This is a genomic window from Cellvibrio sp. OA-2007, assembly GCF_000953825.1.
GTDB lineage: Bacteria > Pseudomonadota > Gammaproteobacteria > Pseudomonadales > Cellvibrionaceae > Cellvibrio.
This window is the reverse complement of record NZ_BBUL01000096.1, coordinates 196731-213386: the sequence shown is the minus strand read 5'-3', so window position 1 is coordinate 213386 and position 16656 is coordinate 196731. Positions and strand designations below refer to the sequence as shown.

Annotated in this window: 13 protein-coding genes; 8 read left to right on the top strand and 5 right to left on the bottom strand. The window is 46.6% G+C overall.

Annotated features, from left to right (window positions below; all coding sequences use genetic code 11):
- The first annotated feature begins 4 nt into the window (after nt 1–4).
- Nucleotides 5–1381, top strand: a complete 1377-nt coding sequence (locus AWU77_RS17740; protein ID WP_062066535.1) for a DUF1501 domain-containing protein — start codon at nt 5–7, stop codon at nt 1379–1381.
- A gap of 163 nt (nt 1382–1544) precedes the next feature.
- Nucleotides 1545–2627, top strand: coding sequence for an SGNH/GDSL hydrolase family protein (locus AWU77_RS17735; RefSeq protein WP_084618537.1), 1083 nt, complete (start codon nt 1545–1547; stop codon nt 2625–2627).
- A gap of 87 nt (nt 2628–2714) precedes the next feature.
- On the opposite strand, the gene AWU77_RS17730 is transcribed toward AWU77_RS17735, so the two are convergent.
- The 3 genes from AWU77_RS17730 to AWU77_RS17720 form a co-directional block, all read right to left on the bottom strand.
- On the bottom strand, nt 2715–3434 hold the full coding sequence (locus AWU77_RS17730) for a hypothetical protein (protein WP_062066532.1): 720 nt from the start codon (nt 3432–3434) through the stop codon (nt 2715–2717).
- 221 nt (nt 3435–3655) lie between these two features.
- Nucleotides 3656–4792, bottom strand: a complete 1137-nt coding sequence (locus AWU77_RS17725; protein ID WP_062066529.1) for an endo-1,4-beta-xylanase — start codon at nt 4790–4792, stop codon at nt 3656–3658.
- Nucleotides 4793–4816: 24 nt separating this feature from the next.
- Entirely contained in the window at nt 4817–5713 is an 897-nt protein-coding gene (locus AWU77_RS17720; protein WP_152625396.1) for a transporter substrate-binding domain-containing protein, read from the bottom strand.
- A 148-nt stretch (nt 5714–5861) separates the two neighbouring features.
- Here AWU77_RS17720 and AWU77_RS17715 point away from each other — a divergent pair, with 148 nt between their 5' ends.
- From AWU77_RS17715 to AWU77_RS17710, 3 genes are all read left to right on the top strand, one after another.
- Nucleotides 5862–8072, top strand: a complete 2211-nt coding sequence (locus tag AWU77_RS17715) for an alpha-glucuronidase family glycosyl hydrolase (RefSeq protein WP_062066526.1) — start codon at nt 5862–5864, stop codon at nt 8070–8072.
- Nucleotides 8073–8230: 158 nt separating this feature from the next.
- Nucleotides 8231–8428 carry a hypothetical protein gene (locus AWU77_RS20385; RefSeq protein WP_152625395.1) on the top strand — a complete coding sequence of 66 codons (198 nt, stop codon included), beginning with the start codon at nt 8231–8233 and terminating at the stop codon, nt 8426–8428.
- Nucleotides 8429–8548: 120 nt separating this feature from the next.
- A complete protein-coding gene (locus AWU77_RS17710; RefSeq protein WP_062066523.1) occupies nt 8549–10978 on the top strand; it encodes a DNA polymerase II in 2430 nt (809 codons plus the stop codon).
- Nucleotides 10979–11001: 23 nt separating this feature from the next.
- Here the strand turns inward: AWU77_RS17710 and AWU77_RS17705 are convergent, their stop codons facing one another.
- Nucleotides 11002–11739 carry a hypothetical protein gene (locus tag AWU77_RS17705; protein ID WP_062066520.1) on the bottom strand — a complete coding sequence of 246 codons (738 nt, stop codon included), beginning with the start codon at nt 11737–11739 and terminating at the stop codon, nt 11002–11004.
- Nucleotides 11740–11945: 206 nt separating this feature from the next.
- Between AWU77_RS17705 and AWU77_RS17700 the strand changes: the two genes are divergently transcribed.
- The 3 genes from AWU77_RS17700 (at nt 11946) to AWU77_RS17690 (ending at nt 14510) form a co-directional block, all read left to right on the top strand.
- Nucleotides 11946–12347, top strand: coding sequence for an SMI1/KNR4 family protein (locus AWU77_RS17700; RefSeq protein ID WP_062066919.1), 402 nt, complete (start codon nt 11946–11948; stop codon nt 12345–12347).
- 141 nt (nt 12348–12488) lie between these two features.
- Entirely contained in the window at nt 12489–13280 is a 792-nt protein-coding gene (locus AWU77_RS20205) for a lytic transglycosylase domain-containing protein (RefSeq protein ID WP_238582515.1), read from the top strand.
- A 165-nt stretch (nt 13281–13445) separates the two neighbouring features.
- Nucleotides 13446–14510 (top strand): hypothetical protein, encoded by a 1065-nt coding sequence (locus AWU77_RS17690; RefSeq protein WP_062066517.1) that lies wholly within the window; start codon nt 13446–13448, stop codon nt 14508–14510.
- A gap of 98 nt (nt 14511–14608) precedes the next feature.
- Here the strand turns inward: AWU77_RS17690 and AWU77_RS20820 are convergent, their stop codons facing one another.
- Nucleotides 14609–16618 (bottom strand): carbohydrate-binding module family 20 domain-containing protein, encoded by a 2010-nt coding sequence (locus AWU77_RS20820; protein WP_084618535.1) that lies wholly within the window; start codon nt 16616–16618, stop codon nt 14609–14611.
- Nucleotides 16619–16656: the final 38 nt, after the last annotated feature.

Here is a 16656-nt window from a genome sequence, read left to right as displayed (position 1 = left end):
TCCTATGAAAAACACTATCCATAATCGCCGTCATTTTTTGAAACAAGCTGCCAGTATCGCGTTGGGCAGTAGCACCGCTTACGCCACCAGTGCGGGTTTGCAATTAGCCAATGCATTGGTACAACCTAACGATTCTTACAAAGCCTTGGTGTGCATTTTTTTATTTGGCGGTAACGATGCCTTTAATATGGTTGTTCCTACCGACAATGCGGTATATGCCAGTTATAAAGCATCGCGCCAAACCCTGGCGATAGAGCAAAATAGATTGTTGCCTTTATCGAACTTATCCGGTTCAGGCACTACGCTTGGCTTTCATCCCACTATGACTCATGCGCAGCAATTATTTAATTCAGGTGAGTTGGCCTTGCTGACTAATGCGGGTGCCCTAGTTGAACCAACAACAAAAACAAATTACCAAGGCAATAAATCCCTTTTGCCGCCGCAATTGTTTTCCCATAATGATCAGCAAACTTTTTTGCAGAGTTTGCAATCCACTGCGCGTCGCAACGGTTGGGCAGGGCGCGCGGCAGACGCAATGCAATCGATGAATGCCAATAAAAAATTGTCGATGAATATTTCATTGAGCGGATCAAATATTTGGCAGAGCGGCAATAGCGTCGCACCTTATTCAATAGATTCCGCGGGCATTAAAGAGTTAGAGAATTTCAATAAAAAATCCAGTGATGCACGGGAGCTGAGCCGCATTCAAATTTATCAAGCGTTGCTAGCCCAGCAACAAGAGAATATTTTTCAGCGCGAATACGCGCGCACCCAAACCCTTGCTTGGGAGCTAGCAGGCGAAGTAAAAACCGCACTGGATGCGCAAGCACCATTAAAAACGGCTTTCCCCACTGGCAATCCACTCGCTGCCAATTTAAAAATGGTGGCGCAGATGCTTTCGGCGCGCGGTAGCTTACAAGTCTCTCGTCAAACCTTTTTTATTGGCATGGGCGATTTTGATACCCACGGGGATCAGTTGCGCCGTCACGATGTATTACTCGCGCAATTAAGCGCAGCCTTGGATGCATTCTATAAAGCCACTGTTGAATTAGGCATTTCCGATCAAGTGACTACTTTTACCATGTCCGATTTTGGTCGCACGCTTACCAGCAATGGTGATGGCACGGACCACGGGTGGGGCAGTCATCAAATGATTATGGGCGGTGCAATTAAGGGTGGAAATATTTACGGCCAATTCCCTGATTTAATTGTTGGCGGTAAAGACGATATAGGCGAAGGCAGAATTATTCCCACCACCAGCATGGATCAATACGCCGCAACCCTCGCCAGTTGGTACGGTCTACCCGCCGGTAATTTTGCCGATGTGTTCCCGAATTTGGCGCGGTTTAACAGCGCAGATTTAGGTTTCTTCAAAAGCTGATTTTGGGTTGAAGCCATAATTAAATTAGGCCATGCTTGCGTCGCCTTGCGAATATACATTTGTGAGCGCGCTTAATTCCAGATTTGTCTGCGTGGTGGATTAGTATGGCTAATCATAACGAGACTAACAGCCCTAGAATTCTAATCTCTAATGTGAGTTTTCTATGAAAATAATCCACACGCTAATGCTTAGTGCATTGTGTTTTTCGAGCTGGGTGATTGCCGAGCCGGTGCAGACGATCAGTGCTGATAGTAAGCAATATTTATATGCTGGTCGCATTGATTTTAGCGATAAAAAAGCGCCAGAGCTTTCTTGGCCGGGTTCTAGCATCAAGGCGAATTTCACTGGCACGTCGCTGGCGATTACCTTGGATGATCAGCTCGGTAAAAACTTTTTCAATGTTTTTGTTGATGGTGAAACACAGCATCCCTATGTTCTAGAAGCTAAAAAGGGCGAGCAGAATTATGTGATTTCTACTGCGTTAAAACCCGGCAATCACGCTGTAGAAATTTACAAGCGTACCGAAGGTGAAGAGGGCGCAACTGCGTTTAAAGGATTGATGTTAGATAAAGGAGCAACCTTGTTGGCGCCGCCTGCGAGACCTAGTCGTGGCATTGAGATTTATGGCGACTCAATTACATCGGGTGCAGGCAATGAAGGGGCTGATAATGGTGTGGATCATCTGCTGAGCGAGAAAAATAATTACTGGGCTTATGGTGCGATTACCGCGCGCAATCTCAATGCTGAATTACACACTATTTCGCAAAGTGGTATTGGCATTATGATTAGCTGGTTCCCGTTTATTATGCCGCAGTTTTACGATCAATTAAGCGCGGTAGGTGACAACGACAGCAAATGGGATTTTAGCCAATGGACGCCGGACGTGGTGGTAATTAATTTATTGCAGAACGACAGCTGGTTGATCGACCGTGAAAAACGCTTACAACCAATACCAACGGATGCGCAGCGTGTGCAGGCCTATATCGATTTTGTACGCAGTATTCGCGCGAAATATCCCGATGTGCAAATTATCTGCGCGCTGGGTAGTATGGATGCAACTGCATCGCCAAAATGGCCGGGTTATATTACTGCGGCGGTTGAGCGGATGAAAAAAGAAAATAAAGATACCAAACTCGATACTATTTTCTTTGAATTTACCGGTTTTGGGGGGCACCCAAGGATTGCACAACACAAAGCAAACGCGGAAAAACTCACCACATTTATAAAGCAGAAAATGAATTGGTGAGGTAATGCAGAAAAGCAGGTTTGATGTTTTTGCGTAGTTGAAATTAAAAACCAAAGAGCTAGATGCCCTTTGGTTTTTTTACGATTATTAGGTTGAGCTAACGCCGAACAGATCGCGGTACACAACACCGAGTGCGATATACAGCCAAGGCAGAGTCCAAATCAAGCCGATACCTAGCGGAATGGCACTTATCATCATAATCAGAACGCTCAGAAGCCCCAGACCGAAAAAACGAAACCAGCAAGCACTTATACCCTTGCGTGAGGTTTCCAGTGCTTGCCAAATACTAAGATTTTTATCTACCAGCAAGGGTAGCGCCAGTGCGTAAGCAACAATCAGATATATACCTGGAATGACTAATAGTACTAAACCTATCACAACGAACAGCATCACTAACAAGTAGGTCAGGAATAATGGCAAGGTCTTTGGAAAATAACTAAAGATCATAAACGCATTCACTGGTAAACCCTGGGCGCGTTTAATGCTGATCATAAATAATCCCGCTGTGAGGGGGGCGGTAATAATTAATTGTACAAATTGCAGCAGTACAGCCATCACAACTGAGCTAGAGGGCGATATCGAGGCCATCACACCGGTCAATATGCCAGCGGCAATACCTAACAACATAGCAACACCCATATACAGCAAAAATGCACCCCAGAAGCTTGCTTTAAAGCCGTTGCTGAGTGCCCATGCTTCAGACAGCACAGCACCGATTTCCCAGTTGGGGTTTAATGGCCTACTACTCGCTGCAGATGGTTGGTCCAGATTGGAGGAGGGAACTTCATAAGGATTAGTTTGTGACATACATACTCCATGTATTGATATTAAAGGAGCATGCATTAATAAAGATTTGTTACAGGATGTCAATAACTAGAATAAATTCATTGTCAATACTGGGCGATTCATTGGTGCTTAGGGTAATCCTATCTCTGCGAACCATTTGTCCATGCGAATTGTTGTAAGCCTTGTGATGAGTGGCGCAAGCCTAGAGCACAAGGCTGTTTACAACAATCCGCTGCAGTTAGTTATTTCTTAAGATCAAGCAGGCGGAAATACGCGGATTTAGGTTGATGTTGGCGATCAAACAGTAAGGGGTAGTTAGTGCGCCCGGGAATTGGGAAGCCATTGAGCCAACTGGCGTCATCGCTTACACCCCAGAAGGTCACGCGGTCTACGTTGTCTTTGTGTTTAATTAAAATTTTAAACAGGGTTTCATAGGCTTTTGCCAATTTCTCATCTATGTCTTTTGGCAGGCCATTAATGTAAGGGTCGCGCTCGGGTTTGTATTCAAAACGGGTGGAGATTTCTGCAACCGGTAAATTCCACACCGATGGCAATACATCAATATCCAATTCCGTTAAATGAATGCGCAGGCCTAATTTGGAGTAGGCGAGAATACTGTCTTCGAAATTCTTCATGTCCGATTCCAGACCTACGTGCGCTTGCATGCCCAAACCGTGAATAGGGGTTTTGCGTTTTTGTAAACGCTTCAGCATATCGATAGTAGCGTTGCGCTTCCCTTCTTGTTCATTGTTGTAATCGTTGTACATCAAGTGCGCTTTGGGATCGACTTCGTGGGCGAGGTTAAATGCGTTGGCGAGGAAGTCATCGCCCATAATGTTGTACCAATGACTGGGGCGCATTTTGTTATCATCGCCCATCGCTTCATTTACCACATCCCACGCGGCGATTTTGCCTTTATAGCGGCTAACCAGAGTGGTGATGTGCTCTTGCTGTTTTTTTGCCAGCGCTTCTTTTGAGATATAACTGCCATCTTTATTTTTAAACACACTCTCGGGAATTTGGCTGTGCCAGCCGAGTGTGTGACCCACTATGTGCATATTGTGCTTGGTGCCGAAATCGACATATGCGTCGCTGTCTTGCCATTTCCAGCTGCCATCTTCGTTGCGGACTTCGCCCCATTTTTGGCAGTTCTCCGCGGTGATGGAATTAAATTCTTTAGTGATTAATGCGGTCAGCTTTGGGTCTTGTTTGCCAATAATGCTTGCACTTAAGGCTGCGCCGATTAAAAAATCATTTTTGTAAGCTTCCTTTAATCCGGTCGCGGCGGCCGCCTTTTCGGCTGCGTGCAGTTTAGCAGTGGTGAGTAGCGCCGCCGTGGCGCTACTCATAGTGAGTAGCTTTCTACGTGAGATGTTCATATGTTTTCCTCTTGTAACAGTTGATTATTCAATGTGAGTGCTTTGATTATTGGTAGTTGTTTCATCCGGAATCGATTGCGGATCAAACCAGAGTTCAGGGCGATCTACGGGTGTTTCTTTTGACAGCAGTGGGTTATCCAATTTAAATAACTTACGCTTTTTCATATTGGCCTTTTTCATTACATCCTGAATTGATTTGTCGCCGTAAAAAACTTTATCAAACTCACCATTGGCAATCGCACGTTCAAAACCTACCTCTAAATCTTTGGCAAGGCTTTGGTTATTCGGTGAAACAAATAAATAAAAAGGCATGCGGTAATAAACCATCAAATTTTCTTCCACGGCTAAATTCAGCTCAGGCCGCGCTTCCAATTCGCTGAATGGTTCATGCACGCCACGCGGAAACGCATCAAACCGCCCACCTTCTACCATATGAAATAAACCTGGGTACTTATTGGTTTTAATAATTTTAAAACCATTGGCTTCAAGAATCCTGCCATCAGCCCAGGTCCGCCCTTGGCCGAGAGTCAGCTGCTTAAGATCGGCGAGGGTCTTGATGTTGTCGAATCGATGCTGATTATTTTTATTGATAATAAAAATTCTATAACCCAATAAGCCTTTAAATAGCGGGATGCGGATTGGGCGCAATTGGGATTCAATCTCTGAATCCGATGATGCCCAACATAAATCCAATAGACCACCTGAACGCACCTCTTCATTGACTCGCGCTTGGGTAAGGTCTTCTTTCGATATGTCGATGTTGTAATGTGGGTTGTCGCTGTGGGCTATAGCTAATTTAAGCATTTTTATCGCATAAGCCGCGTTTGGGTCACTGAAGTCGTTTACCCGGATATTTTTTTCTGCTGCAAAGATCTGAACGCTGACTAGAGAGATAAAGCATAAAGAAATAATTTTTATCATTTTTTTGACCGAAATAGGTTGTTAGGATGACTTTAGTGTTTTTAGTTCGGTGCGATCCTTTACATTTATTAAATTGTTTTCTTGTATACCAGTGTTATATTTGTTGTGACTATAAGATAGCAGCTATTTAAAAATAATCCATGCGGAGATGCACGTGCCCAGACGATTCTTTACCAAACTATTCATTTTGTGGCTGTTTTTACTTACCGCAGCCGCACAGGTCAGTCGTGCCGAAGATGGGTATGAAATGTGGTTGCGCTATCAGCCAGTCGCTGATGACAGGCTGCGTAAAACTTATCAGCAGCAATTTACCCAGATTCTGGCAGAAGGTGATTCGCCAAGCTTGAGTGTAGCAACACTTGAGCTACAGCGCGGACTAAGTGGTTTGTTGGATAAGCCTATCGCTATCGCTCATAAAAAATTGTCCAAACAGGCATTGGTCTTGGGTACTCCTGCGAATTCACCGCTCATTGCATCGCTGCAGTTGGATGATCGTTTGGCTGTATTGGGTGATGAAGGTTATTTAATCGAACGGACACACATCAATAAACGTGCGGTAACAATTATCGCCGCGAATTCTGATGTGGGTGTGCTCTATGGCAGTTTTCATTTATTGCGCTTGCTACAAACACAGCAGTCAGTTGAAAAAGTGTCCATCGTCAGTGCGCCCAAATTGCAGCATCGTGTAGTTAATCATTGGGATAACGTGAATCGCTTGGTAGAGCGCGGGTATGCCGGTTTATCGCTGTGGGATTGGGGCACATTGCCGGATTATAAATCCCAGCGTTATGTCGATTATGCGCGCATCAATGCATCGCTCGGTATTAACGGTACGGTGATCAATAATGTCAATGCCGACCCGCGTTTGTTGAGCGATCAATTTCTGCAAAAAATTGCGGCTCTTGCCGATGTGTTTCGTCCTTACGGGATCAAGGTGTATTTATCGATTAATTACAATTCACCGCGCGCTTTTGGCGATTTGGATTTAGCCGATCCGCTCGATCCACGTGTGCAAAACTGGTGGAAAGAGCGCACCAAAAAAGTGTATCAATACATTCCCGATTTTGGCGGCTATCTGGTAAAAGCCAACTCAGAAGGTCAACCTGGCCCACAAGATTATGGCCGCAATCACGCCGACGGCGCTAATATGCTCGCCGCTGCATTAAAGCCTTATGGTGGCGTAGTGTTCTGGCGCGCATTTGTATACAGCCCGGATATTGGCGACCGCTTCCGTGGTTCTTACGATGAATTTAAACCACTTGATGGAAAATTTGCGGATAACGTCATCTTGCAAGTGAAAAATGGCCCCATCGATTTCCAACCGCGCGAACCCTATTCATCACTTTTTTCTGCGATGGAAAAAACCAATATGATGATGGAGTTCCAAGTCACCCAGGAATATTTTGGTTTTGCCACACACCTTGCGTATCAAGGCCCGCTGTTTGAAGAGTCACTACGCACTGAAACTTTTGCTAAAGGCGAGGGTTCAACTATCGGCAACATCCTTGAAGGCAAAATATTTAATAGCAAGCGCACCGGTATGGCCGCGGTCATTAACCCCGGCACTGACCGCAACTGGACGGGGCATCCCTTTGTGCAATCCAGCTGGTATGCGTTTGGGCGTATGGCGTGGGATCACACTATTTCGGCAGAATCGGCCGCAGAAGAATGGTTGCGCATGACTTTTTCGAACGATAAAAGATTTATCGAACCCATTAAGAATATGATGATGATATCGCGCGAAGCTGGCGTAAATTATCGTTCACCGTTAGGGTTGACTCACTTGTACTCACAAGGCGACCACTATGGCCCTGCACCCTGGACCGCTAATCTAGAGCGCCCCGATTGGACTGCAATTTATTATCATCGCGCAGCCAAAGACGGCATTGGTTTTGATCGCACCAAAACCGGCTCTAACGCAATTGCACAATATCCTGCGCCGCTGGCAAAATTATATGGTGATGTAAATGCAGTGCCAGAAGATTTATTGCTTTGGTTCCATCACGTAAGTTGGGATCACAAAATGCAATCCGGCCGCAGCCTGTGGGATGAATTAGTCCACAAATATTACGAAGGTGTAGAACAAGTTCGCAGCATGCAGAGCGACTGGGATCAGCAAGAACAATTTGTTGATGCTGAACGTTTTGCACAAGTAAAAGCGCTCTTACAAGTGCAGGAGCGCGACGCTGTAATCTGGCGCGACTCCTGTTTGCTCTATTTCCAAACCTTCTCCGGCAAACCCATCCCCGCCGGTTATGAAAAACCAAAACACGATTTGGACTACTACCAATTCCTCGCTCGTACCCGTTACGTTCCAGAACCGTGGCACCCTGCAAGTTCAAGCCGCGTATTAAAATAGTTTCCCGCTGTTTTACTATCACTCCCAGGCTTTGCTTGGGAGTGTCTATGTTCACTTTATGCGTAGATTTGTAACAAATCGTATCTGCTAGTGAACTGTCTAAAATCCATTGTGTCGATATGCATCATTCATAAGTTACTGAAAGAGGTGTCGTCATCATGAAAATTTTTATTATCTTTTTCCTGCTTTCCCTTGCAGCTTGTTCCCAGCGACAAATTTATGACTCGGTTCAAACGAGTAATCGCAACGAATGCGAAATTTTGAGTGGAGTTCAACGCAAGGAGTGTTTGGCTCGGTTAGCCCCCGACTACCAAACCTATGAACAACAACGTCAGGAGTTATTAAAAGACCGGTGATGTTTGGTATATACCCCAGATAAAAACGCCACCCACTCATTTCTGCATTGTTGATCCCGATTGCATCCCCATCCCCTAATGCAGGATAATACTGGTTAATTAACCAGTTTCTGTGCTTTTATGATTAACGCTTTTTTATTAACCCGCCAATGGCGCGATACCCGTGAGGGGGTTGTGCTCGATTTGTGGTGGGCAACGGAAGCGGGTAGTTGTTGGACGCAGGTGACCGGGCAGGAAGTGGTGTTTTTTGTGTTGCGTGAGCAAACGCCGCAGATCCAGCTATTAATTAACCGCTTGCGTCACTGGCGTATGGCGGAAGTTGAATTAAAAACCTTTCTGAATAAACCGGTGAACGCGCTCTATTTTAAAAACCACCGCACTGCGCGGGATGCGCAAGATATTTTTCGGCAGAACGACATTGCATTTTGGGAGAGCGATATCCGCCCGCCGGAACGTTATTTGATGGAGCGGTTTGTAACCGCTGGTGCGCAATTGGATCTGCCGGATCAATCGGCCTCTATTCACTTTGCCTCTACTCATTCCGCTGCAGTACCACAGCCACTGCTTAACCCTCGCATTACTCCGCTGACCGATGAGCAGTCGCTCTGGCGACCCACTTTGCGCATGCTCTCGCTTGATATTGAAACCTCTATGGATGCCAAACAGCTTTATTCCATTGGCATTTGGTGTGAGCAAGGCAAACGGGTGTTTATGGTGGGGCAGGGCGCGGATACGGAGCTGGTAATTTTTTGCTGCGATGAAAAAGCCTGCCTGCAACAATTTTTTGTATTTCTGCAACAGGTCGACCCCGATATTTTGATCGGCTGGAACCTGGTGCAGTTTGATTTGTTAGTGCTGGAAAATATTTGCCAGCGCTTAAAAATGGAACTGCAGTTAGGTCGTGCTAATCAATCGATTCACTGGCGCCATGAAGAGGGCGATGGCGGACGCAGTTTTGTGGTAATTCCCGGGCGTGTGGCGCTCGACGGTATCGAACTACTTAAAGCAGCCAATCACCAATTTCAAAGTTATTCACTGCAAAATATTGCGCAAGAGCTGTTGGGTGAAAGCAAATTAATTACGGGCAGTGATCGCGGTGACGATATTACCCAGTTGTTTAAAACCGATAAGTTGGCGCTGGCTGAATACAATTTGCATGACTGTGAATTGGTGTGGAAAATTTTTGAGCAGCAAGAGTTGCTTGCTTTTGCGCTGGAGCGCAGCCAATTAACCGGTTTGTTGTTGGACCGTATCGGCGGTTCTGTGGCGGCATTTGAATATTTGTATTTGCCGCGTTTGCATAGGCGCGGTTATGTTGCACCTAATTTAGGTGAATTGGAGTCAGACGTTATCAGCCCTGGTGGCTACGTGATGAATTCCCGCCCCGGGATTTATGACAATGTATTGGTGCTGGATTTTAAAAGTCTATACCCCAGTATTATTCGTACCTTTTTAATTGACCCCTGCGCATATTGGCTGGCGCAGCACAATCAGCTCGATGAAACCGAAACATTGGCCGGTTTTAATGAGGCTTATTTTGCCCGCGAAGGGCATATCTTACCGGCAGTGATTGAGCAGCTTTCGGCGGCGCGCGATCGCGCCAAACAACATAAAAATGCACCGCTCTCTCACGCTATCAAAATTATTATGAATTCGTTTTACGGCGTGCTGGGTTCTACGGGCTGCCGTTTTTTTGATCCCCGTGTGTGTAGTTCCATCACCCTGCGTGGCCACGACATTATTCAGCGCAGCCGCGACTGGATTGAACAGCAGGGCTATGCGGTAATTTATGGCGATACGGATTCGCTGTTTGTCTGGTTGGAAAACAACTGCGTGGGTAAAACACCTAAGGCGCCAGAGCAATGTAATACAATCGGCGCGCGTTTAGCCAAAGAATTAAATAGCTGGTGGCAACAAACGCTACGCGATGAGTTCAATATCAAAAGTGCTTTGGAAATCCAATACGAAACCCATTACCTGCGCTTTTTAATGCCGACTATTCGCGGCTCTGAATTGGGCACTAAAAAACGTTACGCGGGTTTGGTAGAGGTAAATGGCCAGCGCGAGATGGTGTTTAAAGGGCTGGAAAATGTGCGTACCGATTGGACGCAGCTGGCCAAAGAATTTCAAATGACGTTGTACCGCAAAGTATTTGACGGTGAAGATTATCTGGATTTTGTGCGCGCGATTAACGCTGAAGTATTGGCCGGTAAACGCGATGTGGAATTAATTTATCGCAAACGCCTGCGCCGCCATCTGCATGAATACCAAAAAAATGTGCCGCCCCATGTGCAGGCGGCGCGCAAATACGAGCAGCTCACTGGCGTGCGTTTGCGCCGTGGCGATTGGATTAGTTATGTGATTACCACTAATGGCCCGGAGCCAGTTGGCTCCTATGAGGTGGATATGAACTTGCGCCAGAGCCCGTTTGATTATCAGCACTATGTGACCAAACAACTCGCACCCGTGGCCGATAGTATTTTGCATTTTAAAGATGAATCACTCGGGCAATTGGTAGAGAGCCAACTGTCGCTGTTTGGTGCGCACTAATCCCATTCGTTACACAATGGTAATCACCACACAATTTTATATTGCATGCCCAACGCGAGATTGTTGACATCGGAACGGCGATATTGGTTTATGCGGTATTCAGTAACAAAATAAAGCTGTTCAATAATGTTAAATCCTAGCTGCGCTTCGGCCACTACAGGGTCGTTAGGCATATTGCTGGCAAGTTTTTCACCGAAGGTGTGATCTATAAAACCGGCGAGATACAAGCGTGGTGATAACCAGGGGAACTTCATCATAAAGCTGTGTTCTAGTTGCCAGACATTTCCTGGCTGATCGTCAAATTGAATTACATGAGCATTGATCGCATATTTTAAATTCATGCGTTCAAATAATGTTTTTAAATACGCGCTGTCGTTTAAGCGCCAGCGCACGCCTAAGCGGTGGCGATCATTGTCGACACCGGTTCTAAAATTCATTTGCAGCGTTAAATCCAATGGCGATTGCTCACTGATCCGCCAGCGCACATTTTGTTCGGTGTAATAGCTTGTGGTATCGCTCAATTCATCCGCTGTTTTTTGATTGCCAAAATTGGTCAGGCTGAAATATTCAAAGCGATTAGGCAGCTGCGCGGCGGCATTGATGGTGGCGACGCTGTCGTCATCGACATCGGATAAATAGGGGTAGACATTAAAATCCAAAAAACCGCTGCGGCTATTTTGTGCCTGTGCGCTCAGCGGAAGTTGTAGCAGTGCAATAAATAATCCGGTCACTAATGAGCAATCAACAATACGGGTGTACATAACTGGGTTCCGTGTGGCGCGCAGCGGCTGCGCTGGAGGATGGCGACTGGGTGGCACAAATCTAATAAACCTTAGTGTAGATGCGGCTTAATCGCCACCTGAGTCAGTTGGATTAATGCTAAGTTCTTGTTATCAAGAATCGCTTCGGGCTATATTCCCCTCCCTTGTCATCTCTAGGTTATGTTATGTCCGGTTCCAATTCCGATATCGATGAAGTTCTTGAGTTGCTGCGTGATCACAATGAAATGGTGCCAGTGCCGCTGGAGCTGCCCGATGAAGATCGGCTAGTCGAAATTGAAGAAGAATTGTTATTGCCCATCCCCCGTGAAATGCGCACCTTTTTACTCGAAGCGAGCGATGTGGTGTACGGTTCTATCGAACCAGTTACCGCAGCTGACCCCTATTCACATACCTATTTACCCGAAGTGACGGCAGTGGCCTGGGAGCAGGGAGTACCGCGCTATTTGATGCCGCTGTGTGAAGTGAATGGCACTTACTACTGCGTGGAGCAGGACGGTGAGGTGGTGCTTTGGTGCGATGGCGATTTGACCGATGAGACTTGGCCCTCGGTTTGGCACTGGGTGCGTGATGTATGGCTTGAATCCTGATTTGAGATGAGCTGAGAAGCTGGATTAAGTCACGAAAATGGATTTTGGTGACAAAAACAGCCCGTTTATTGGGCTACACTCTATCTCCCGGCCAGATTTATTGTGGTCTTGTCTGCCCAGTTCTTGGTGATGGTGTCTGTTGTGTATAGAGTTTGGTTGTCATCTGCTTCCCTGATTCTGGTTTTGTCCAGCGCGGGCGTATGGGCAGTAGATGCAGTTAACACCACAGCTGAGGATACTGCCCAAGAGTCCAGTCTTGCGGATTTTGAAGCCCATGTCCGGCGCATTGCAGAAAAAACTGCCGCCGAAGAAAAAGCCCGCCAAGAGCAGGAGCGGTTAGAAGCCGCCGAAGCCGCTAGCAACAAACCCACCCGACCTTTTACTTTTTTTAAGTATCGCAAAGATGGCGCCGTGGCTTACTCGGATCGCCAGCCGAAAAAAGCGGCTTACGAAGTGATTGTGTACAACTCCTGTTATGCCTGTAATCCTTTGTCTCGTGTCGATTGGCGTGGCACCAGGCTCTATCTAACAGAATTTACTTACTCGATTACCCAAGCCGCCAAAAAATACGGTGTTGATCCGTCGCTAGTGCGCGCGGTGATTCATGCTGAGTCCAATTTCAATCCACTCGCGCGTTCGCGCAAAGGTGCTATGGGGTTGATGCAGTTAATGCCCGGTACCGCCAGCGACATGGGGGTACGCGATACCACCAATGCGGCCCAGAATATTGATGGTGGGGTGAAGTACTTGGCGCGTTTACTCGATCGTTTTGATGGCAATATCACCCTTGCGACTGCCGCCTATAATGCCGGGCCGGGCGCGGTAGAAAAGTACCATGGAGTGCCGCCCTATAAAGAAACCAAAACTTACGTATTCCGCGTTAACATTCTGCATCAGCGTTATAAAAATCAGCTGGCACTGGCGCGTAATTAACCCGCTATACAATTCCAGTGGTGTGGTGATTCCCGTTCATAACCAACTTGTCTAACTTCCGTCATAAGATCCGCTCAAAAAAACAACACTTTTGCCGCTATAGAGATTAGCCCCCACTCGTTTGTAGGGGCTTTCCTTTGGTTTTACTAAAAAACGGACGGCATTATGATTATTTCTAACGCCTTGATTGGCATGGCTGCACAGCGGGATTATCGCGAACAACAGAGTGTGAGTGAGCATTTGGAGTTTTGGTTTGATCAACCGGAGCGTCTTGCTCCCACTAAGGCGGAGCTGCCGGAAACACCTGATGTTGAGGTGGACTTATCGCGCGCCGGGTCGCTGTTGGCGATGCATCGCCAAGCAGAACAGCTGGATTTAACTGCGCCCATGGATTCCCGTGATCGCTTGAATAAGATGATTATTGAGGCGATGTATAAATCCATCACCGGTAAAGCTCTAAATATGAGCACCCCTGCCGATGTTCAAGCCGGCCAAGAAGCTAAAACACAAACCTTGAGTGTAGATACAGCGCCACCCGCGCAGGCAGTTGCCGCGCGCAGTGCTGGCCCCGGACTGATTTACCAGCGGCATGAGCGTTATCAGGAGCAAGAGTCAATGCGGTTTCAGACCGTGGGTAGAGTGCGCACCGAGGATGGTCGTGAAATCGACTTTTCCGTTGTAATGACTATGAGCCGCGAATTTTTGCAGGAGTCGAATATCACCATTGAAACGGGCAGCAAAAAAGTCGACCCCTTGGTGATTAATTTTGATGGGCTGGGTGTATCGCTGAGTCAAACCCGTTTTGCATTTGATTTGGATAATGACGGCACCACCGAGCAAATTGCCAGCCTGCGCCCCGGCAGTAGTTATTTGGCGCTGGATCGCAATGGCGACGGCATTATCAATAACGGCAGTGAATTATTTGGCCCCAGCAGCGGGCGGGGTTTTGCCGAGCTGGCGGCTTACGATGAAGATGGCAATCATTTTATCGATGAGGGCGATAGTATTTATCAACAGCTGCGCATCTGGATGATTAATGAAGATGGTTCGACGCAATTAGCAGCGCTGGGTGATAAAAATATCGGCGCGATTTTTCTCGGCCATGTGTCATCACCGTTTCAATTAAAAGATACGCAGAATAATTCGCTCGGCGAAGTCGCAAACTCGGGTATTTATTTAACTGAAGATGGCAAAGCGGGTGTGGTGCAAGAAATTAATTTGACGGTGTGATTGTCGTTTTATAAAAAAGGCGACTGAATTATTCAGTCGCCTTGAGCTTGGTTTAAATTTTTTTGGTGTTGCTGTCATTAACCAGCGCTTAGTGACAGTTAAAAGGTTCCCTGAGTGCTGCTCGCACTTCCGGTATTGAGCGTATTGTTACTGCCGCTCTGCCAGACGACACCAGCAGCCGGATTATTTTCTTCGCGCTTTAAACATTTCCATTGAACTGCTGTATTGGCGGGCAATTGAATAGTGCCTGTCCAAGTTGGATAACTTGTCGGGTTTAACTTAACTGCGGCAGCGGCTGTCCAATTACCCAATGCAGTATTGTTGCCTACTACGTACACGCTTTGCCCTGAATAAGTAGTGCCATTCTTGCAAGTGAAATTCACGCTGACAGTGGCTGCTGCGGAACTGGACGCAGTGCTTGAGCTGCTGATAACAGAGCTGGCGGTGGCGCTACTGGTGCTGTTGTTTGGTGTAATCGCGTATTGCAAGCTCGCATCGTTAAAGCTGATGGTGTAAGTGCCGGGAGTGGCAACAAGAATGTCGTTACCGCTGACATCGGCAATTAAATCATTGTTGTTATTGCCCCAGTTGTTAACCCAGTTGCCGTAAGCATCAAATTTAAAGCGGCCAGTACTTGTGCCTGAAAATGTTGCAGAGCCTACCCAAGTGCCAGCGGCGCAGGTCATATCAGTGCTTGCCCAATTATTAAATGTGCCGCGCAATTTCATTGAAGAATACACACAGTTGTTGCCAACTACGCCGCCATTTTTTGCTTTCACGTGAATAGCAGCAGCACTTTTGCCTGCAACATTAAATGTAGCGGTGCCATTGGCAGCAACGGTAATACTTGCGCCGGTGCAGGCACCGTTGACAAAATCGCCACTGATTATGTTGCAATAGCTGCCTGCAGCCAAACCTGTTTGCAGGGTGACATTCATGCTGTCGTTTTGGCCATTGATGACAACAAAACCGAGGCTGCCGCGACCAAATGCAATTTGATTGCTGCCGTTATCCCACCAGTTCGATAAATAGAATGCATCTTTTGTTGCATTGCGAAAACCTACCATGTTGGCAATTTCGCGGTTGCGGTGTTCACATAACCAACCGTTATTACACGCACTTGCGCCACTGGTTGGTGGGCCTTGGTCGTGATCAGTCCAATCGTAACTGGACATTACTTTCGGGTAACCATAAGGAAAGGCGAGGGTGAAAACATGCGCGATGTTATTCACATTCATACCGTCTTTATGCGTAACAATATTGCTGGTGTTCTGCCGTTGGTTATCGTGATTGGCTACAAATACTACGGCATCGCTGCTTGCCAACCAGCCGCTCCATACGCCTATATTGCGCAAATCTTTTAACGGTGCACGGCCTTTAAAATATGTGCCAATCGTATTGCTAAAATTAAATTCGGTGACATCGCCAATGTAGGTATATTGTGCTGGCGTGATGGGTTCATTCGCCGCGCCGATTACTTCCTGAAAAATATAAGGCGAACCATTTAAGCGGCTGACAATATTAGCAACATCGGCACTCGCCATATGTTTAGCGGCATCGATGCGAAACCCCGCTACACCCATGCTCGATAAATCATTTAAGTAAGCCGCGATTTTTCCGCGCACATAATCTGATTCAGTTTTTAAATCATTTAAGCCAACTAAATCGCAGTTTTGTACTTGCCATGCATTGGTGTAATTAATATTTCCCGTGCAGGTGTGGAAATCATTTACGCCATAGGGTACTTCGGGAAAATTGCGGTTGCCTGCTGACATGTGGTTGATGACTGCATCGACATAAATATCAACACCGACTGCTTTGCAGCGTGCGACCATGCTGGCAAATTCCGCACGTGTACCTGAGCGACCTTCAATTGCGTAGCTCACTGGTTGATAGCGCGTCCACCAAAAGCTTCCGGCAACGGATTTTTGCGGCGGCGATACTTGTACTGCAGCATAACCTTTTGGACCGAGAAAGTTTTCGCATTCCGATGCAATATCATTCCATTGCCATTCAAACAAATGCACAAAGGTTGTCTGTGCGATAACAGGGGTGGATATTAACGGGTATAACAAAAAAGCAAACAACAGTTTGGGGAGTGTTTTCATAGTGATTTACCGAAGTTTTGATGATTATCTTTATTAGG

Coding starts and splice junctions, on each gene's coding strand:
- AWU77_RS17730 (WP_062066532.1), bottom strand. CDS start 3,434: ATGTCACAAACTAATCCTTATGAAGTTCCCTCCTCCAATCTGGACCAA.
- AWU77_RS17715 (WP_062066526.1), top strand. CDS start 5,862: ATGCACGTGCCCAGACGATTCTTTACCAAACTATTCATTTTGTGGCTG.
- AWU77_RS17720 (WP_152625396.1), bottom strand. CDS start 5,713: ATGATAAAAATTATTTCTTTATGCTTTATCTCTCTAGTCAGCGTTCAG.
- AWU77_RS17735 (WP_084618537.1), top strand. CDS start 1,545: ATGAAAATAATCCACACGCTAATGCTTAGTGCATTGTGTTTTTCGAGC.
- AWU77_RS17725 (WP_062066529.1), bottom strand. CDS start 4,792: ATGAACATCTCACGTAGAAAGCTACTCACTATGAGTAGCGCCACGGCG.
- AWU77_RS20385 (WP_152625395.1), top strand. CDS start 8,231: ATGAAAATTTTTATTATCTTTTTCCTGCTTTCCCTTGCAGCTTGTTCC.
- AWU77_RS17705 (WP_062066520.1), bottom strand. CDS start 11,739: ATGTACACCCGTATTGTTGATTGCTCATTAGTGACCGGATTATTTATT.
- AWU77_RS17690 (WP_062066517.1), top strand. CDS start 13,446: ATGATTATTTCTAACGCCTTGATTGGCATGGCTGCACAGCGGGATTAT.
- AWU77_RS20820 (WP_084618535.1), bottom strand. CDS start 16,618: ATGAAAACACTCCCCAAACTGTTGTTTGCTTTTTTGTTATACCCGTTA.
- AWU77_RS17740 (WP_062066535.1), top strand. CDS start 5: ATGAAAAACACTATCCATAATCGCCGTCATTTTTTGAAACAAGCTGCC.
- AWU77_RS17710 (WP_062066523.1), top strand. CDS start 8,549: ATGATTAACGCTTTTTTATTAACCCGCCAATGGCGCGATACCCGTGAG.